Origin of the sequence: Longimicrobium sp. (genome assembly GCF_036280135.1) — a bacterium.
Classification (GTDB): domain Bacteria; phylum Gemmatimonadota; class Gemmatimonadetes; order Longimicrobiales; family Longimicrobiaceae; genus Longimicrobium.
This window is the reverse complement of record NZ_DASURI010000683.1, coordinates 1-17,765: the sequence shown is the minus strand read 5'-3', so window position 1 is coordinate 17,765 and position 17,765 is coordinate 1. Positions and strand designations below refer to the sequence as shown.

The window sequence follows — 17,765 nt, the reverse complement described above, 5'->3', positions numbered from 1 at the left end:
GCGGTGGAACCACACCGCGTGGTCCAGGCTGGCCGCCTGCACGCCGCGCATCATGAACGACAGCCCGTGCGGCAGCAGCGCCGTGCCCAGCAGCCCGTAGTCCGACGCGTACGCAAGCACCGCCTGGTGCAGGATGAGCTCGTCGGGCATGGTGCCCTCCGCGCGGAACCACGTGTGCTTGAGGGGCGGCCGCACCTCCGGCGCGAACGGGTCCACGGGCGCGATGGGCCGAAAGTCGATGGGCCGGTCCTGCGTGTACACGTCCCGCAGCGGGGCGGGGATGCGGTGCGCCATCCCGCGGATCAGGTCCAGCTCGCGCGGCAGCGCCTCCGGCGGCGCCACGTCCGGCATCCGCGCGCCGTGCTCGATGCCCGGCTCGTCCACGTGAAACGAGCAGAGCATGGAAAAGATCTCGCGCCCCTCCTGGATGGCCAGCACGCGCCGCGTGGTAAAGCTGCGCCCGTCGCGAATGCGGTCCACCTGGTAGACGATGGGCGTGTTCACGTCGCCCGGCAGCATGAAGTAGCCGTGCAGCGAGTGCGCGGCGCGGCCCTCCACCGTGCGCCCCGCGGCGATCAGCGCCTGCGCCAGCACCTGCCCGCCGAACACCCGCCGCGAGCCGATGTCGCGGTTCTGCCCGCGAAACAGGTTCAGCTCCAGCCGCTCCAGGTCCAGCAGCCGCAGCAGGCTGTCCAGCGGCTGCTCCTCCGCCCCCGCGTCGTGCATCGTCGCCTCCCCCGTGGGTCCCGTGATCCTCGTCCGCGTGGAATCTCGGTGCCGGGCCGGCCGAGATCAACTCGTGCGCTTCCGTTGGGACCGGCAGTCCGCGCCGTGGTCACGGCGTAAACATAAAAATCGTGCGTAAACCGTGGCGCACGATTATACTGGGCGTGCCGGCCGAGATTCCTCACCCCCCGGAGGTTCGCATGCGTGGCAATCAGGCGGTCTACAAGGAAGCGTTCGAGCGGGCGCGCAGCGGCAAGACGCGCAGCCTGTGGCAGCGGATCGTCTTTTCGTTCCAGGACCACTACACCCAGCAGTCGCGCGAGCAGGGCGAGCGCGACGGCGCCCTGGCCCGCACCGCCGAGAGCGGCGAAGCGCCGGCCGGCGCCACCGTCTCGGGCGCGTAGGCAGCCAATCGGGACCGGCATGGCGCCGGTCCCCTGCAGCTCGGTCCGGATTCCCCATCCAACCCGTGGTCGGCGCGACGCCGCTCACCTGGCCGCGCTCGCTCCACTGGTGCCGCGGCCGTCACACGTCACTCGCCCTGGGGTGACGGGTTGCTTGCTGTTCCCTATGCCGCGGGCGCGGCGGCCTGCGCTCCGCGGTCCAGAGAGCGGTACTGGATGGCCTCGCCGATGTGCGCGGTGGTGATCTCGCCGCCGCCGTCCAGGTCCGAGATGGTGCGGGCGATCTTGATGATGCGGTGGTACGCCCGCGCCGACAGCCCCAGCCGCGCGATGGCCGTCCGCAGCAGCGCATCGCTCCCCGCGCCTACCTGGCAGAAGCGGTCCAGGTCGGCCGGCATCATGTGCGCGTTGGCATGGATGTCGGGCCGGCCGGCGAAGCGCTCGCGCTGGATCTCGCGCGCCCGCGCCACCCGCTCGCGGATGCGGTCCGACGGCTCCCCCGGCCGGCCACTGGCCAGGTCGCGGTAGCGCACGGCCGGCACCTCCACGTGCAGGTCGATGCGGTCCAGCAGCGGGCCCGACACGCGTCCCAGGTACTTTTGCACGGCCAGGGGGCCGCAGGTACAGCGGCGCTGGGTGTCGCCGTGAAACCCGCAGGGGCACGGGTTCATGGCGCCTACGAGCATGAACCGCGACGGGTAGGTGAGCGAGATGGCCGCCCGGCTGATCGTGACCCTCGAGTCCTCCAGGGGCTGCCGCATCACCTCCAGCACGTTGCGGCGAAACTCCGCCAGCTCGTCCAGGAACAGCACGCCGTTGTGCGCCAGCGACACCTCGCCGGGGCGCGGGTTGGAGCCGCCGCCGATGAGCCCCGCGTCGGAGATGGTCGTGTGCGGGTTGCGGAAGGGGCGCCCCACGATGAGCGACTTGCCCCCGCCGATGAGCCCCGCCACGGAGTGGATCTTGGTCGTCTCCAGCGCCTCGTCAAAGGTCAGGGGTGGCAGGATGCCGGGAATGCGCTGCGCCAGCATGGTCTTGCCCGAGCCCGGCGGCCCCACCATCAGGATGTTGTGCGCGCCGGCGGCGGCGACCTCCAGCGCGCGCTTGACGTGCTCCTGCCCCTTTACGTCCGCGAAGTCCGCCCCGTACGCCGTGGCCGTGCGGAACAGCGCCTCGCGGTCGATCTGCGCCACCGGCAGTTCCGCCGACTCCTCCAGGAACCCGATCACCTCCTTGAGCGTCCGGGCCCCGCGCACCTCCAGCCCGTCCACCACGGCCGCCTCGGCCACGTTCTCCTCCGGCAGGATGATCCCCGCGAGCCCCGCGTTCTTCGCCGCGATGGCGATGGGGAGCGCACCGCGCACGGGCCGCAGGGCGCCGTCCAGCGCCATCTCGCCCAGCAACAGGTAGCGCTCCAGGCGGCGGATGGCGCGCATCTGCCCCGTGCCGGCCAGGATGCCCATGGCGATGGGCAGGTCGAACGCGCTCCCCGACTTGGCGATGTCGGCGGGGGCCAGGTTCACGGTGATGCGCTTGGGCGGCACGAGGTAGCCGCTGTTCTGCACGCCGGCGATCACGCGCTCGCGGCCCTCCTTGACCGCGCCCTGGGGCAGGCCCACGGTGGTGAACGCGGGAAGGCCGCTGGCCACGTCGGCCTCCACGGTGACGAGGTACGCATCGATGCCGAGCACGGCGCCGGAAAGGACTCGCGCGAGCAATGGAGTACTCCGTGTTTGCCGGGTTTTTGAGCGGCGAAAGGATGCCGGCTCCAACGGTAGCGTCCCGCGTTTACCTCGTCAACTTGCCTGATGGAATCTGGTGAAGTCCGGTCCATGCCTGTCCGATTGAGAGCGATACGCAGGGGACAGGGGCGTCATGTAGATGTGCATGTTGCGCCATGGGAGCGCTGCGAATGCGCCTGCGGCGAATCACTGCGGATCGTTTGCGTGCAAAGAAAACCCGGGCGGAGAGGGTTCTCCACCCGGGTCGTCGATCCAGCCCCGTGGCTCCGTCGTCAGTTCGCCGTGGCGGCGATACGCACCTGCACGTCCCGCAGGCCGGGATCGAACCGGCTGACCGCCTGCAGCGCCTGCTCGGGAAACGCGTGCAGCAGGTACAGCAGCCGGAACGTTCCCCCGGATGCCAGCTTGCCTTTGCGCAGCTTGGAAACGTACCCCGGCGAAAGATCCGCGAAGCGTTCGATCTGCACCTGGGTAAGCCCGCGCCGGCGAAGGTCGTTGATCAGCGCGCGCTGCTGCCGGAGGCGCTTGTTGCGGTACGCTTCGTCAAGCGCTTGCTCCAGCGCGGCCGTTTGCGTCTCGTCCAGCGCCATGTCCCCGCACACGTCGCAGACGGGAACCACCACGTCCCGGCGAATGCGCACGCGCGGGTCGTCGCGATGCGGCATGGCGGTTCCGGCAGTGTTCGTGGGGCGCAGCATTCCCTCGCCGCAGCTGCCGCACGCCCGTGCCTTCTTTTCGTTCGGCCTGGACATCATTCTCTCCGCAGGGAACTGGGGATCAGGCCACCGAGTGTGATGAGATCGTGCTCCGCGGGATGGCAGGACACGATTCCCGGCTGGCCGTCTTCCATGTGGATCTCGATCTTGAGATACCACCCATCCATGTCGATCATCCGTCCGTAGACGTCCTGGATCTGCCCGTTGGGCATCATCAGGGTGTGCGCGTAATCCGCCTCCTGGAGCGCCAGGGCAGCCCTCCTGGCGAACGCCCGCGCCTGTCGCGGGCTGCAGCGCAGCAGGCGAGCAATGGGATCCAGCGCCCGGCCCCGGTACACGTGGAAGTTGTCGGTCCTGAGCTCCGCCTTGAACTGCTCGAGGCTGAACCATGGCCCAGGCACCCGCCGTCCTCTCGGCAGCATTTGGACTCAGTCCAATGTAAAAGGGTGAGCGCACCGACACAACCCCCCGCGAGTCGCGTGGATGAGAATCGCGAAGCCAGGGTGTGTTTCAGCGCAATGAGTCCGCGAGCGTATGTCGCGTCTGTACGGAATGTACACGTGGCTGGCAAACGGTAACGGCGTGTGCACTATCCGTCAACGTGCCTGATCTTGCCTTGAACTTCTCAGAAATCCCCACCCGACCGATCGAGAGCGGTCCTGAAGCGACACAGGTGAAAAAGCTGAATGGAGACAAGTAGTAGTACGTGTGCAATATCATCATCTGCTTTGGCATACACGGCGAAAATGTGAGGGAGGTGACCCTCTAACCGGTTCGTCTGCCGGAGAGCGGGTTCATCTTCATCACGGGATCACAGATGCTGACCAGCACGTCGGAGGGCGGGGAGCGGCCAGGTGGAGGGCTTCGGCTCGGGGTGGGAACCGGTGCGGAGCCGGGAGCCGGGCTTCTCGCGGCGGTGCGACGGCTGGAGGCACGGCACCCGGAGTGGTGGGTGCTGCTGGCGGCGGCCGGCGGGTGGATCTGGATGGCCGCGATGCCGCACGCCGGCGCGGCGCACGGAGGCCACGCCGCGCACGGAGCGCATCACGCCCCCGCCGCGCCGCCCGCCGGGCTGGGCATCGTGGGGACGGCGGTGATGGTTGTCGCCATGATGCTGCCGCTGACCGTCGGCAGCGTGAGGAAGGTGGCGCTGTCGGGCCGGTGGGCACGGCGGCATCGCGCCATCGCCGGGTTCCTGGCGGGCTACCTGGGCGCGTGGATGGTCATCATGATGGCGATCACGTCTGCGTGGAGCGCGGCGGCCTCGTTCGCCGGATGGATGGCGGCGTCCGTCGCGGTGACGGCCATCGCGGCGCTGTGGGAGGTCGCGCCCGCCGCGTGGCGTCAGATGCGCGGAGGCCGGCGGGATGAGCGCGTGGCCGCGAGCGGATGGCGCGCGGACGTGGCGTGCGCGCGCTTTGGCGCGGGGGCGGGCGCGCGGTGCGGGACCAGCTGCTGGGCGCTGATGGCGGCGTGCGTGGCGTTCGGCCACAGTCTGCCCGTGATGGCGGCCCTGTTCGGGGTGCAGCTGAGCGCGCGGTATCCGCATCGGCCGGTGCGCGTGCTGGCGGCGCTCGCGGTGATCGGCGTCTGCGCGGCGGCCATCACGCTGCGGAGCGCGAGCGGCCACCCGGGATGATCACCCAACACGCGGCGAGCGGACCGGCTGATCATCCGCCGCGCATCCGTTGATTTGAGAGCATCCGGCGCGCGTCCTCGCCAAATTCCCGATCTGAAAACGAAGCGGCTCCGGACGGAACGCATCCGCCGGAGCCTCTTCGCATCTGTCGACGCCCATCGCTCCGTCCTCGGTCACCGCATGCGGAACACGGGGCCGGCGGGGACGAACGGGAGCTGCGCGCCGGCGGGCACCAGGATGCCGTGGTCGCGGCGGATGCGCACGCGGTCACACTGCCCGTCCGTGATGAGCAGGATGGGGCCGTCGTCCGGAAAGTCTTCCACCGACTCCAGCAGGTCCACGCCGGGCTGCAGTACCGTGCCGCCGCGCCCGCGGACGCGCACCCGGCCCGCGATCTCCTCCGGCGCCATGTACCCGGCGTCGTACGCGGCCGCGTCGCAGAACACCACGCGCGCCGCGGGAACGTCGCGGGCCATGGCGTAGCTGGCGACCGTGCCCAGCGCGCGGCCCAGCAGCTCCGGGCCCATGGAGCCGGACGTGTCCAGCACCACGCCGAATGTGCGCGGCGCCAGCGACTCCGGCCACACGGTCCACCGCGGGCGCGGAATGCCGGGCGTGGACGCCTGCCGCCGGCTGGGCCGCGCGTACGTCCGGTAGCGCTCCAGCGGCGCGAACCGCTCGTCGAACCAGCGCGCCAGCTCCACCTCCCAGGGGATGGGCGGCATGTGCAGCGCGCGGATCTCCGCCACCAGGCCGGCCGGCAGCAGCCCGCGCCCGCTCTCGGCATGCGCGTGCAGCCCCTGCGACAGCGCGTTGCGGTACAGCTCGTCGAGGGTGACGCCTTCGGCGCGGTCCCACGTGCCGGGGCGGCCCTCGAGCATGTCGCCCAGGGCCACGCCGCGCAGGGTAGCCAGCTTGCGATGGCGGCGCAGGTCCGTGGCGATGCGGTCGTAGATGGCCTCGGCCGACATCCCCTTCAGCTCGGGATCCAGCAGCACGCCCAGGCGCGGCAGCTCGCCGATCCCCATCTCCACCAGCCACCCGTTGACCACGTAGTCACACGCCACGTTCCACAGCCACGGGTCGCGCCCCTGCCGGCGCGCCTGGTGGCGCAGGCCGGCGTGCAGGAGCTCGTGCGCCATCACGAAGCGGCACTCCTCCTCGCTCAATCCGGCCAGCGGGTTGATGAAGATCTCCTGCGCGGCGTCGTCCACGGCGGCGATGGAGATGTCCAGGCGGCGGCAGACGTCCGCGTCCTCGATGACGGTGAACGTGGCCGCCAGCGCGCCCAGCAGCGGATAGCTGTGGATGAACCACTCGCGCGCGGCCTGCGCCGTCGTCAGCCCGCCGCCGTCGCCGCTGCCCAGCATGCTCTCGCGTCCCGCCGCCACGCGGACGGCGCTGCGGACGGCCTCGGCCAGGCCTCGGTCCAGCAGCTCGCGCCACGTCTCCTGCCGGCCCATCCAGCTCCATCGCGGCTCCGGCCGTCCGTTGCGCGCCGGGAGCATGTCCGCCGTGCCGCCCGCCGTGCCGAACCCCGCCAGCTCCGGCGGGATCCCCCGCTCCACGAACACGGCGAACAGCTCGGATTCCGTCCGCGCGGGCAGGGCGGCCGGCACGCCGTCCGGCGCCCGGCCGAACTTGAGGTCCGCCAGGAAGCGCGCCACGAAGCAGTCGCACGCCGTCGTCCACTCGCGCCACTGGGCGTGCCGCTCGGGGCGGAAGTGCTCGAACCCCAGGTGCAGCAGCCCGTGCGCGGCCACGTACGCCCATTCCTCCGGCGCGCCGCGGCGCGTGGGATGGAAGTCGATGGTCCCGTGCTCGTGCACCACGGCCCAGCCGTCCGGCGGGCAGGCGCCACGCTCCGAGCGGCGCAGGCTGGCGCGGTGGGCCATGGGCGCGAAGAGGGGATGCCGGCGGACGCGCCAGATCCCTTCATCGAAGGCCTGCGTGGCGGGATCCAGCTCGGCCGTGCCGCGCTTACGCGCCATCCGCCTGCACCACCAGCCGCGGCAGGTCGCGCACCACCTCCGCCAGGAACCACCCCGGCCAGGGCTCCTGCCCGTCGGGCGTGGCCATGATCATCTGCGCGATCTCGAAGTTGATGGCCGCCAGGTCCTTGATGAGCGCCTTGGCCCGGTGCGCCTGCTCGCGCTGGGCGGGCGCCACGGCCTCGCGCTCCGCCGGGAGCTCCTTGACCATCTGCGCGCGGAATGCGTGCGCCAGGTAGTACAGCACGTCGCGCTCACCGGCCGCGTCGGGCCAGCGGAGCGTGCCCTTGAGCAGGTCGCTCACCCCGTAGCGGTTGCGCACCGTCTGCACGAAGCCGCGGAACTGGCTGGCATGCTCCGGCGTCAGGCAGGACGAAGCGGCCACCGAGATCCACTCCTCCGACACGTCCGTCCCCAGCTCGTGCAGCTGGTCGCTCAGCATGTGCCACGAGCGGGGCGTGCTGAACGGCTGCTCCGTGGGCGGCGGGCGGCTCCACAGGTGGTCCGGCCGGCTCTCCACGTACTCCGTGACCCACGGGTGCAGGTTGGCGCCGTACGCCCACTGCAGCCAGTCGCGCGGATCCACGCGCAGCTGCACGTGCGCCATGCGGTTGATGAGCGCCGACGGCATGGGCTTGACGATGGCGTGGTCCTGCGCGCGGTTCCCCGCGCCGATGATGACGCTGCCGGCCGGCATGACGTACTCGCCGATGCGCCGCTCGTGGATGAGCGAGTAGAACGCCTTCTGCACCTCGGCGCTGCTGGCGTTGAGCTCGTCCAGGAACAGGCAGTACGGCTCCTCGCGGGCAACCATCGTGGGCGGGCAAAAGCGGCTGCGCCCGTTGACGATCTCCGGCACGCCGATCAGGTCCTCCGGCGCCAGCTGGCTGCCCAGCAGCGACACGCACGGAAAGCCCACGGACTCCGCGAACAGCTGCACCAGCGCCGACTTGCCGATCCCCGGCGCGCCCCACACGAACACGGGCCGCACGGGCGCCACGTGCAGCAGGTATTCCACGAGCTGGGTCTGCGTGAGCGATCGGATGTGTTGCACGGGCGGGACCGGGCGAAGTGGCGGACGACGGAGAATCGCGGAGAACGCGCGAACGCATCGTCGCGCGACGGCCGCCAACGCTAACGGCACCCGCCCGGACGGTCAACGTGCCTCGTCTGACGCGGTTCGGCGCCGAAAACGGGAGCGCGCCGATGGGGACGGATGCGGTCCGTCGCCTCGCGCGGCCGATGCGCGGGCGCTACTCTGGAGCCATGCGCGCATCAGCATCCGCCGAGCCGCTGATCCGCCTCTGCCGATGCTGATCCGGCGATCCGCCGATGCCGATCCGCCATCGGCCCCATCGATCCTGTCCGCCGACTCGACCATGTTCGAAAGCAAGCGCAACCTCTTCTCGCTCCCCGAAGGCGAGCACTACCTGAACGCCGCGTACATGGGCCCGCTCGCCAAGCCGGTGGAAGAGGCGGCCATCCGTGCGCTGCTCACGCGCCGCGACCCCACGCAGATCCGGCCGGAGCACTTTTTTGCGGACAGCCAGCGCGTGCGCGAACTGTTCGCGCGGCTGGTCCACGCGCCGGACCCGTCGCGCGTGGCCCTCGTCCCATCTGCGTCGTACGGCATCGCGACCGTCGCGAAGAACCTGGACCTGCGCGGGGGGCAGAACGTGGTGGTGGCGCACGCGCAGTTCCCCAGCAACGTCTACACCTGGCGGCGGATGTGCGCCGACTTGGGCGCGGAGCTTCGCGCGGTGGAGCCGCCGGCCGGCAGCGAGAACCGCAGCGAGGGATGGAACGCGCGGCTGCTGGAGGCCATCGACGCGGGCACGGCGATCGTGGCGCTGGGCAACGTGCACTGGGCGGACGGCACGCGCTTCGACCTGGAGCGCATCGGCGCGCGGGCGCGCGAGGTAGGCGCGGCGCTCGTCATCGACGGAACTCAGTCCGTGGGCGCCATGCCGTTCGACGTCACCCGCGTGCGGCCGGACGCGCTCGTCTGCGCCAGCTACAAGCACCTGATGGGGCCGTACGCGCTGGGCTGCCTGTGGCTGGGCCCGCGCTTCGACGACGGGCGGCCGCTGGAGGAGACGTGGCTGGGGCGGCGCGGCAGCGAGGACTTCTCGCGGCTGGTGGACTACGTGGACGACTACCAGCCCGGCGCGCTGCGCTACGACATGGGCGAGCGCAGCGCGTTCGTGCTCACGCAGATGCTGATCGCCGCGCTGGAGATGATCCAGTCGTGGGGCCCGGAGCACGTGCAGGCGTACTGCCGCGGGCTGATGGCGGAGGCCGTGGACGAGGCGCGCGCGCTGGGCTACGTGGTGGAGGACGAGGCGTGGCGCGGTTGGCACATGTTCGGCCTGCGCCTGCCCGCGTCCGTGGATCCCGCGCGGCTGCAGGCGCTGCTGCGCGAGCGCCGGGTGACCGTCAGCGTGCGCGGCGACGCCGTGCGTGTGGCGCCCAACGTCTACAACGAGTCGGACGACGTCGACGCCCTGATGGACGCCCTCCGCGCCGCCGTCGGCTGAGGGCGGATGCGCTCAGTCCCGCGCTTCTTGACGCATTGGCCGCCGCGCAGCATTCGTTTGCGCGGCGGCCTTTCCGCTCATCCGTATCTGCGTCTCCTCATATCACACTGCGACACGCTCGCCAATGCGCCTCGTTCTCCCGCTCCTCGTCCTCGCCTGTGTCGGCGCGTGCGATGCGACGCCGGATGCGGATGCCACCGAGCCCGCCGGCCGCCTGGTGGAGAGCCGCGCGCCGCGCTGGACGCAGGCGGACGCGTGGCGGCTGGATCCCCAGCCAGCGCTGACCATCGGCGAGGCGGACGGAGAAGCCGCCGAGTACGCGCTGGACGGCGTCGTCGGCGCCGCGCGGCTCTCCGATGGACGCATTGTCATCGCCACTCGCAAAACCTTCGACCTCCGCTACTACGACGCGCGGGGGCATCACCTGCGCAGCACGGGCAGCAAGGGCGACGGTCCGGGCGAGTTCCGCGTCATCCTGGGAATTGGGCGCGACCGCGACACCATCCTGGTGTGGGATCCATTCGCGAGTCGGGTGAGCCGATTCGACCCCTCCGGTGCCTTCGCGGGTTCTACATCGATATCCGGTGCCGAGATGAGGTTCCTCAACTTTGCCGGGTTCCTGAACGATGGCTCCGTGCTGCTTCGCCCGCTCCAGGAGGCAAAGACCGATGAGTTTCGTGAGGGAGAGTACGTTGACTCGGCCAAGTACCTGCGCTTCTCGACCAGGACGGGAGCGCAGCTTTCCGCTCCTGGACCGTACTTCGGCAGCGAGTCATTCAAAGCCGTCGTAAACCGGTTCTACATGAGCAACGTCGTGATCTTTGGAAGGCAAAGCTTCGTTGCCACGGCGGACAGCGCGTTCTACCGGGCGGAGTCCGACCGTTTCCAGGCAACCTTCCACAGACCTGACGGAAGTCCGGTGCGGACGGCCCGGCGACCGTACACGCCCACTCGTGCATCGAGCGCAGATGTGGCCGCACAGCTCGAAACCCTCGCGGCGGACGATGAGGAGCTCATGCAGATGTCGCCGCAGACCGCGGCTGCGCAGCGCCGGCTCGCGGAGAACATCCCGCATCGATCCACCCTGCCCGCGATTACTCAGCTTCGCGTGGACAGGGAAGACAACCTGTGGATTCGCGCATACGTGCCGCCGGGCGCGGAAGCCGCGGAGTGGTCCGTCTTTGATCCGGAGGGGCACTGGCTGGGCATCGTCCGGGTCCCGGCGAACCTGGAGGTGCTGGAGATCGGGGACGACTACGTGCTCGCCAGGACCGTCGATCCGCTCGACGACGTGGAACGCGTGGTCCTACATCGCCTCCACAAGCCGCGCTGATTCATCGGATGCGCCACATCTTCCCACTCCTGCTGCTCGCCGGTGTCGCCGCGTGCGATGCAAGGCAGGCTGACGATGCTCCCGCCCCCGCTGGCCAGCTCGTGGAGAGCAGCGCCCCGCGCTGGAGCGAGGCGGATGCATGGCACCTGGATCCCGAGCCGGATGTGACCATCGGGGAGGCGCATGGAGCGCCGGAGCACGCGCTCGCCGGCGTGGTGGGAGCCGCGCGGCTCTCGGACGATCGTATCGTTATCGCGAACTTCACAACGTTGGACCTTCGATACTTCGACGCGCGCGGGCGCCACATCCGTACGGTGGGCCGCAGGGGCAACGGCCCCGGGGAGTTCCAGCTCATCCGCGGAATCGGTCGCGCCGGCGATACCGTCCTCGTGTGGGATCCGTTTGCGAACCGGGTGAGCCGGTTCGACGCCAGGGGCTCGTTCGCGGGCTCAACCTCCATGAGAGTCCCCGAGATGGTGCTTCCCAACCTGATCGGCTTTCTGGACGACGGTTCCCTGCTCGTGCGCCACGATCCGAACGCAGACAAGGTGACGCGTGAGGGCGAGCACACCACCTCGGTGGTTTACCTTCGCTTTTCAGGAACCACGGGACGGGAGATCGCCACGCTGGGGCCGTACTTTGGCCGTGAACAGTTCCGGGCCGTCATCGACAACAGCGCCATGAGCCAGGGGGTGATCTTTGGAAACCGGAGCATGGTAGCCATTGCGAGAGCAGGGGTTTACCGGGCAGAATCCCGGCGGTTCCAGGCGACGCTCTACGCGATCGACGGCACCCCGGTGAGGACACTTCGGCGTGCGCACACGCCGGTCCGGGCAACTTCCAGGGACGTAGCCATCCAACGGAAAGCGTTGGAGAACTACAACGAAATGGTGCGTAACGACCCTGACCTCATGGCCGTCCAGCGTCGACTGGCAGCGAAGATCCCGCACCGCTCCACGCTGCCCGCCATCAGCCAGGTCCGCGTCGATCGGCAGGACAACCTGTGGATGCAGGCGTACGTGCCTCCGGACGCGGAATTCGCGGAGTGGTCCGTCTTTGATCCGGAGGGGCACTGGCTGGGCGTCGTCCCGGTCCCGGCGAACCTGGAGGTGCTGGAGATCGGGGACGACTACCTGCTCGCGAAGACCGTCGATCCGCTCGACGACGTGGAGCGCGTGGTCCTGCACCGCCTGCGCAAGCCGCGCTGACGCTTCATCAGCCCGGGCGGACCCTCTGCCCGGACATGCGTGTACCTGGGATGTAAATCCATCCCAAGTATCTGCACAGCATGAAGATGAAGCATCGTTCAGGGCGCGCGTGGATGCGCGTTGCCGCCGCCGTGGCGCTGTCGGCGTCCGCCGCGTGCGGCGACCTGGCGACGGCCCCCGCGCCGGACGGCGACCGGCTGGCGGGCGTGGACGTGTCGCACTGGCAGGGCGCCATCGACTGGAACCGCGCGGCGGGCGACGGCGTCTCGTTCGCGTTCATCAAGGCCACGGAGGGTGGCGACTACGTGGACCCGGCGTTCGCGGCCAACTGGGCCGGCGCGGCGGCGGCGGGAATCCCGCGTGGCGCGTACCACTTCTACCGCCCGCAGACGGACGCAGCCGCGCAGGCGCAGCACTTCCTCCGAACCGTGCAGCTTCGCGCGGGCGACCTGCCGCCCGTGCTGGACGTGGAGGTGACGGACGGGCGCCCGGCGGCCGAGATCGCCGCGGGCGTGCGCACGTGGCTGCAGACGGTGGAGCGCGCGACGGGGCGCCGGCCCATCGTCTACACGCGCGCCTCGTTCTGGACGGGGCAGATGGGCGGCGGGTTCGGCGCGTATCCGCTGTGGGTGGCGCACTACGGCGCCGCGCAGCCGTCCATTCCCGCGGACTGGAGCCGCTGGGCGTTCTGGCAGCACTCCGACGCGGGCCGCGTGGCGGGCATCACCGGCGACGTGGACCTCAACTGGTTCGCGGGAAGCTGGGCCGACCTCCAGGCGTTCATCCAGACCGGCGCCTTCAGCCACGCGCCGTGAGCTGCCGTACGAGGAAAGGGGCAGACGCCGCTCTCGTGTCGTTGCAGGCTGCCCCCTGTAACCTGTCCCCTGTCCCCCGCAGTTCAGCGGTGCCGGTTGACGGAACCGCGCGCACCACATAGGTTTTCCGCGCACGGCCGGGGTCCCGGAAGGGGCGCCCGGCCGGTTTCCGTTTGGTGATCCTGATCAATCCGAAGCCGGTTTCGCGAGATATGCTCAAGCTGGGGATCGTGGGGCTGCCCAACGTCGGCAAGTCCACGCTGTTCAACGCCCTCACGGCGGCGGGCGCCGACGCGGCCAACTACCCATTCTGCACCGTGGAGCCCAACGTGGGCATGGTGGAGGTGCCGGACCCGCGCGTGGACCTGCTCGCCGAAAAGGTGCAGCCGCAGCGCGTTCTGCGCGCCACCGTGCAGTTCGTGGACATCGCCGGCCTGGTCAAGGGCGCGTCGGAGGGCGAGGGGCTGGGCAACCAGTTCCTGGCCAACATCCGCGAGACGGACGCCATCGTCCACGTGGTGCGCTGCTTCGACGACCCCGACGTGGTGCACGTGATGGGCTCGGTGGACCCCGTGCGCGACCGCGAGGTCATCAACCTGGAGCTGGCCCTGGCGGACTTGGCCGTCGTGGAGAAGCGGCTGGAGAAGGCCCGCAAGGCCGCGCGCGGCAACGACAAGGAAGCCCAGGCGGAGCTGGGCCTGCTGGAGCGGCTGAACGAGGCGCTGGGCGAGGGCCTGCCTGCCCGCACCGTGGACGCCAGCGACGACGAGCAGCGCATCCTGCGCTCGTACAACCTGCTCACGTCCAAGCCCGTGCTGTACCTGGCCAACGTGGCCGAGGACGACCTGCCGGAGGGCGACAACGCGCACGTGCGCGCCCTGCGCACGGCGGTGGAGGAGAGCGGTGAGCGCGCCGAGATCATCCCCATCAGCAGCAAGATCGAGAGCGAGCTGGCGGAGCTGGGCGACGAAGAGAAGCGCGAGTTCCTGGAGTCGCTGGGCATCACCGAGCCCGGGCTGCACACGCTCATCCGCGCGGGCTACCGGCTGCTGGGGCTGCAGGTGTACTTCACGGCGGGCGAAAAGGAAGTGCGCGCCTGGGAGATCCCCGTGGGGGCCAAGGCGCCGGAGGCCGCGGGCGTCATCCACAGCGACTTCGAGCGCGGCTTCATCCGCGCGGAGACGGTGAGCTTCGCCGACTTCGAGAAGATGGGCAGCGTCAAGGCCGCGCGCGACAAGGGCCTGATGCGCTCCGAGGGCAAGGAGTACGTCGTGAAGGACGGCGACATCCTGCTCTTTCGCTTCAACGTCTGAGCCGCTCCGGCGGTTCGGGACACCCGAAAGGGGCCGATGCGCTGAACCAGCCCGCATCGGCCCCTTCTCGCGTCCTATTCCCCAACGCAGACCATGACTTCCGGCCTCACCATCCGCCCCGCCGCGCCCGGCGACCTGCAGGCGATCGCGGCCATCTACAACGAGGGCCTCCGCGGGCGCGGCGCCACGTTCGAGACGCGGGAGCGCGCGGCGGCGGACGTCGCGGGCTGGCTGGGCGATCCGCGCCACCCGGTGCTCGTGGCGGATGACCCAGGTGAAATCGTGGGATGGATCGCGGCGAGCACGTACCGGACGCGAGAATGCTACGCCGGCATTGCAGAGTTCTCCGTCTACGTGGCGTCCACCGCCCGCGGGCGTGGCGTGGGCGACGCGCTCATGGCCGCGTTCCTCCCCGCGTGCGAAGCCGCCGGCCTGTGGAAGGTGCTCGCGCGCATCTTCCCGGAGAACGCGGCCTCGCTCGCGCTCTGCGCGCGCCACGGGTTCCGCGAGGTGGGCGTGTACCGCCGGCACGGCAAGCTGGACGGCGCGTGGCGGGACTGCATGATCGTGGAGCGGCTGCTCGGCGAGGCGACGATCGGGGTTGAAGCGGGCGAGGACGCGCGCGGCTGATCACCGCGCGGGGAGCATCGGCCCGCATCTTGATGAATGGAAACGGGGCGCGGCGGCGAGCCGCGCCTTTCTCGCACCCGCTCCGCGCTTTGCTGGTGACGAACGACTCTCGACTGAACCGCATCTTCCTGCGCCTGCTGGGGCAGCGCCGCACGGTGAACCGCCCGGACGCGGCGCCCGGCCGCCGCGCGAGCGACGTGGAGCCCCTGCGCGGCTGGCGGCCCGCGCTGCTCATTGGCCTGGGCATCGCCGTGGTGGACTGGATCACCAAGTGGATGATCACGTCGTCCATGGCGATCGGCGACTTTACGCAGGTGATCGAGGGGCGCGTGGCGTTCTGGCACGTGCGCAACCCCGCCATGATCCTCGGCCTGTGGGAGAACTTTCCCCTGGGCGCGCGCAAGGTGCTGGCGGTGACGGCGGCCGTGCTGGGCGCGCTGGTGCTGCTGCAGATCGTGGGACGCGCGCACCGCCTGCCGCGGCACCACCGCCGGTGGGCGTGGCTGTTCGTGGGGATGGTGCTGGGCGGGATGATGGGCAACCTGGGCGAGCGGCTGATCCACTGGGGCGTGACGGACTACCTGTCGTTCCGCTACGGCGAGTACTGGCTGCCGCCGGGCAACGTGGCGGACCTGTCGCTGTTCCTGTCCGTGCCCATGGCCATCCCCGTCGTGCTCTTCGAGCTGATGGGCCGTGCCCGCCGCGGACGCGGCGCCGTCCGGCCGCCCATGCAGACGGGCGGCCGCACGTCGGGGCCGCAGCCGGTGTAGGGGAGCCCTCACCCGCTCGCTGTCGCTCGCACCCTCTCCCGCAAACTGCGCGGGAGAGGGTGTATACTTCTACCGGGGTGCCTGCACGGAGGCGGAGTCCGGGCAGGGGCTGCTTTTCTCCCCTTTCCGCGAGGAACGAGCGGGGGCGGGCCGCTGCCGGCGCGAGCTTTCGTCGCTCCAAGATGAAGTTCTCCCTTCCCCCATGTCGTTTATGGGGGAAGGGTCGGGGATGGGGGGCGCTCCGCTCGGGCAGGGGTTGTCCTCTCCCCGCACGAACCGCATCTGCTCTCTCCATCCCCGCACAGTCGGCGGCTGGCGGGGTACCGTAGCGGGTGCCTATCTTGGGGCCGCCTTTTTTCAGCATCCCGAGCAGTCAACGATGGTCCCGGAATCCAAGCGGCAGCACCTGCAGTCCATCCTTCGCCAGTGCGGCTCCGTCGTCGTGGGGTACAGCGGCGGCGTCGACAGCGTGTTCCTGGCCCGCATTGCCGTCGAGGTGCTGGGCGCGGACAACGTGCTGGCCGTCACGGGCAAGAGCGACAGCGTGGCGTCGTGGATGGAAGACACGGCGCGCGACGTGGCGCGCGACTTCGGCATCCCGTGGCTGGAGCTGGAGACGCACGAGATCGACGACCCGCGCTACGCCGCCAACCCCAGCAACCGCTGCTACTTCTGCAAGAGCGAGCTGTGGGGGCGATTGACGGATCTGGCGCGTGACCGCGGCATCGGCGCGGTGCTGGACGGCAGCAACGCCGACGACGTGGGCGACCACCGGCCGGGCGCCGTGGCGGCGGAGGAGAACGCCGTCCGCTCCCCGCTGCTGGAGGCGGGGCTCACGAAGGCCGAGATCCGGGAGTGGTCGCGCGAGCTGGGGCTGCCCACGTGGGACCAGCCCGCCGCGCCCTGCCTGGCGTCGCGCATCCCGTACGGCATCCACGTCACGCCGCGGCGGCTGCGCGAGGTGGAATCCGCCGAGGTGGCGCTGCGCACGCTGGGCTTCCGCGACTTTCGCGTGCGCCATCACGACGGCGTCGCGCGGCTGGAGGTGCATCCCGCGGAGATCGGCCGCGCGGCGGAGCTGCGGCGCGAGGTGGCGGCCGCTGTGCGGAGCGCCGGCTTCACGCGCGTGCTCATCGACCTGCAGGGCTACCGCCGCGGCTCGCTGAACGAGGGGCTGGCCGGCGGGCAGCTGGTGCAGCTGGGGGCGTGGGGATGACGCCGGACGAGCGGATCGACCGGGCGGAGCGGGTGCTGGCCGCGCATGGCGTGTTCGGCGCGGAGGTTTCCGTCGAGGGGCACGAGCGCGAGATCGCGGCCGTGCGCGTGCCGGACGGCGCGTGGGCGCGGATGATGAGCGACGAGGGCGCCGCCATCGCGGCCGAGGTCAAGGCGCTGGGGTTCCGCTACGTGGCGCTGGACCTGGACGTGGACGACGGGCCCGCCGCCGCGCGGGACTGAGGCCATGGGGGACGACGTCGTCTACCTGGACTACGCGGCGACGTCGGCCCTGCGCCCGGACGCGGTGCACGACGCTGTCGCGCGCTACCTGCGCGACGTGGGCGCCACGCCCGGCCGCGCGGGACACCGCCGCGCCGTGGACGCCGGCCGCGTCCTCTTTCGCGCCCGGCGCGCGCTGGCCGCGCTCTTCAACGCGCCCGGTGACCCCGGGCGCGTCACGTTCCAGCTGAACGCCACGCACGCCCTCAACGTCGCGCTCCTGGGCCTGCTGGGGCCGGGCGACCGCGTCGTGCGGACGGCGTACGACCACAACGCCGTCCGCCGTCCCGTGCTGGCGCAGGCGGCGCGCGGCGTGGCGCAGACGGTGCTTTCCGGCGATTCATCCGGATCCATCGACCTGGACGAGGCCCAAACGGCGCTGGTCGGCGCCAAGGTGCTCGTCATCCCGCACGCCAACAACCTGCTGGGCGTGGCGCTGCCCGT

Annotated in this window: 18 protein-coding genes; 12 read left to right on the top strand and 6 right to left on the bottom strand. The window is 70.6% G+C overall.

From position 1 onward, the window contains the following. A partial coding sequence (locus VFZ20_RS22200) for an acyl-CoA thioesterase II (RefSeq protein WP_329686139.1) occupies positions 1-726 on the bottom strand: 726 nt, incomplete at its 3' end. Positions 727-926: 200 nt separating this feature from the next. Between VFZ20_RS22200 and VFZ20_RS22195 the strand changes: the two genes are divergently transcribed. Beyond that, positions 927-1,130 carry a hypothetical protein gene (locus tag VFZ20_RS22195; protein WP_329686138.1) on the top strand — a complete coding sequence of 68 codons (204 nt, stop codon included), beginning with the start codon at positions 927-929 and terminating at the stop codon, positions 1,128-1,130. 164 nt (positions 1,131-1,294) lie between these two features. Here VFZ20_RS22195 and VFZ20_RS22190 read toward each other — a convergent pair whose 3' ends face one another. The 3 genes from VFZ20_RS22190 to VFZ20_RS22180 all read right to left on the bottom strand — a co-directional run bounded on the left by VFZ20_RS22190 (position 1,295) and on the right by VFZ20_RS22180 (position 4,010). Beyond that, positions 1,295-2,848: a YifB family Mg chelatase-like AAA ATPase gene (locus VFZ20_RS22190; RefSeq protein ID WP_329686137.1), complete on the bottom strand. Its 1,554-nt coding sequence runs from the start codon at positions 2,846-2,848 to the stop codon at positions 1,295-1,297. 296 nt (positions 2,849-3,144) lie between these two features. Further along, positions 3,145-3,570: a hypothetical protein gene (locus tag VFZ20_RS22185; protein ID WP_329686136.1), complete on the bottom strand. Its 426-nt coding sequence runs from the start codon at positions 3,568-3,570 to the stop codon at positions 3,145-3,147. A 53-nt stretch (positions 3,571-3,623) separates the two neighbouring features. Next, positions 3,624-4,010, bottom strand: a complete 387-nt coding sequence (locus VFZ20_RS22180) for a hypothetical protein (protein ID WP_329686135.1) — start codon at positions 4,008-4,010, stop codon at positions 3,624-3,626. Positions 4,011-4,504: 494 nt separating this feature from the next. Between VFZ20_RS22180 and VFZ20_RS22175 the strand changes: the two genes are divergently transcribed. Beyond that, a complete protein-coding gene (locus tag VFZ20_RS22175; RefSeq protein WP_329686134.1) occupies positions 4,505-5,227 on the top strand; it encodes a DUF2182 domain-containing protein in 723 nt (240 codons plus the stop codon). A gap of 173 nt (positions 5,228-5,400) precedes the next feature. On the opposite strand, the gene VFZ20_RS22170 is transcribed toward VFZ20_RS22175, so the two are convergent. Beyond that, the gene (locus VFZ20_RS22170; protein WP_329686133.1) at positions 5,401-7,218 is read right to left on the bottom strand and encodes a DUF2201 family putative metallopeptidase; all 1,818 of its coding nucleotides are present in this window, start codon (positions 7,216-7,218) and stop codon (positions 5,401-5,403) included. Continuing rightward, positions 7,208-8,272 (bottom strand): MoxR family ATPase, encoded by a 1,065-nt coding sequence (locus VFZ20_RS22165; protein WP_329686132.1) that lies wholly within the window; start codon positions 8,270-8,272, stop codon positions 7,208-7,210. The genes VFZ20_RS22170 and VFZ20_RS22165 overlap by 11 nt, the downstream gene beginning before the upstream one ends. 325 nt (positions 8,273-8,597) lie before the next feature. On the opposite strand from VFZ20_RS22165, the gene VFZ20_RS22160 reads away from it, so the two are divergent. The 10 genes from VFZ20_RS22160 to VFZ20_RS22115 form a co-directional block, all read left to right on the top strand. Continuing rightward, on the top strand, positions 8,598-9,755 hold the full coding sequence (locus VFZ20_RS22160; protein WP_329686131.1) for an aminotransferase class V-fold PLP-dependent enzyme: 1,158 nt from the start codon (positions 8,598-8,600) through the stop codon (positions 9,753-9,755). A gap of 124 nt (positions 9,756-9,879) precedes the next feature. Next, positions 9,880-11,088, top strand: coding sequence for a hypothetical protein (locus VFZ20_RS22155; RefSeq protein WP_329686130.1), 1,209 nt, complete (start codon positions 9,880-9,882; stop codon positions 11,086-11,088). Between the two features lie 8 nt (positions 11,089-11,096). Next, positions 11,097-12,296 carry a 6-bladed beta-propeller gene (locus VFZ20_RS22150; RefSeq protein ID WP_329686129.1) on the top strand — a complete coding sequence of 400 codons (1,200 nt, stop codon included), beginning with the start codon at positions 11,097-11,099 and terminating at the stop codon, positions 12,294-12,296. A gap of 86 nt (positions 12,297-12,382) precedes the next feature. Beyond that, complete coding sequence (locus VFZ20_RS22145; protein ID WP_329686128.1) at positions 12,383-13,111, top strand: glycoside hydrolase family 25 protein; 729 nt, start codon at positions 12,383-12,385, stop codon at positions 13,109-13,111. A gap of 212 nt (positions 13,112-13,323) precedes the next feature. Continuing rightward, positions 13,324-14,424, top strand: a complete 1,101-nt coding sequence (gene ychF, locus VFZ20_RS22140; RefSeq protein WP_329686127.1) for a redox-regulated ATPase YchF — start codon at positions 13,324-13,326, stop codon at positions 14,422-14,424. Positions 14,425-14,517: 93 nt separating this feature from the next. Further along, positions 14,518-15,054, top strand: a complete 537-nt coding sequence (locus tag VFZ20_RS22135; protein WP_329686126.1) for an arsinothricin resistance N-acetyltransferase ArsN1 family A — start codon at positions 14,518-14,520, stop codon at positions 15,052-15,054. Between the two features lie 95 nt (positions 15,055-15,149). After that, a complete protein-coding gene (locus VFZ20_RS22130; protein WP_329686125.1) occupies positions 15,150-15,824 on the top strand; it encodes a signal peptidase II in 675 nt (224 codons plus the stop codon). Between the two features lie 379 nt (positions 15,825-16,203). Beyond that, the gene (gene larE / locus VFZ20_RS22125; RefSeq protein WP_329686124.1) at positions 16,204-17,040 is read left to right on the top strand and encodes an ATP-dependent sacrificial sulfur transferase LarE; all 837 of its coding nucleotides are present in this window, start codon (positions 16,204-16,206) and stop codon (positions 17,038-17,040) included. Next, positions 17,037-17,282, top strand: coding sequence for a hypothetical protein (locus VFZ20_RS22120; RefSeq protein ID WP_329686123.1), 246 nt, complete (start codon positions 17,037-17,039; stop codon positions 17,280-17,282). The genes larE and VFZ20_RS22120 overlap by 4 nt, the downstream gene beginning before the upstream one ends. Positions 17,283-17,286: 4 nt before the next feature. Then, the coding region (locus VFZ20_RS22115; protein ID WP_329686122.1) for an aminotransferase class V-fold PLP-dependent enzyme at positions 17,287-17,765 on the top strand (479 nt) is incomplete at its 3' end.

Coding starts and splice junctions, on each gene's coding strand:
- VFZ20_RS22195 (WP_329686138.1), top strand. CDS start 927: ATGCGTGGCAATCAGGCGGTCTACAAGGAAGCGTTCGAGCGGGCGCGC.
- VFZ20_RS22185 (WP_329686136.1), bottom strand. CDS start 3,570: ATGCTGCGCCCCACGAACACTGCCGGAACCGCCATGCCGCATCGCGAC.
- VFZ20_RS22180 (WP_329686135.1), bottom strand. CDS start 4,010: ATGCTGCCGAGAGGACGGCGGGTGCCTGGGCCATGGTTCAGCCTCGAG.
- VFZ20_RS22170 (WP_329686133.1), bottom strand. CDS start 7,218: ATGGCGCGTAAGCGCGGCACGGCCGAGCTGGATCCCGCCACGCAGGCC.
- VFZ20_RS22160 (WP_329686131.1), top strand. CDS start 8,598: ATGTTCGAAAGCAAGCGCAACCTCTTCTCGCTCCCCGAAGGCGAGCAC.
- VFZ20_RS22155 (WP_329686130.1), top strand. CDS start 9,880: ATGCGCCTCGTTCTCCCGCTCCTCGTCCTCGCCTGTGTCGGCGCGTGC.
- VFZ20_RS22150 (WP_329686129.1), top strand. CDS start 11,097: ATGCGCCACATCTTCCCACTCCTGCTGCTCGCCGGTGTCGCCGCGTGC.
- VFZ20_RS22145 (WP_329686128.1), top strand. CDS start 12,383: ATGAAGCATCGTTCAGGGCGCGCGTGGATGCGCGTTGCCGCCGCCGTG.
- ychF (WP_329686127.1), top strand. CDS start 13,324: ATGCTCAAGCTGGGGATCGTGGGGCTGCCCAACGTCGGCAAGTCCACG.
- VFZ20_RS22135 (WP_329686126.1), top strand. CDS start 14,518: ATGACTTCCGGCCTCACCATCCGCCCCGCCGCGCCCGGCGACCTGCAG.
- larE (WP_329686124.1), top strand. CDS start 16,204: ATGGTCCCGGAATCCAAGCGGCAGCACCTGCAGTCCATCCTTCGCCAG.
- VFZ20_RS22120 (WP_329686123.1), top strand. CDS start 17,037: ATGACGCCGGACGAGCGGATCGACCGGGCGGAGCGGGTGCTGGCCGCG.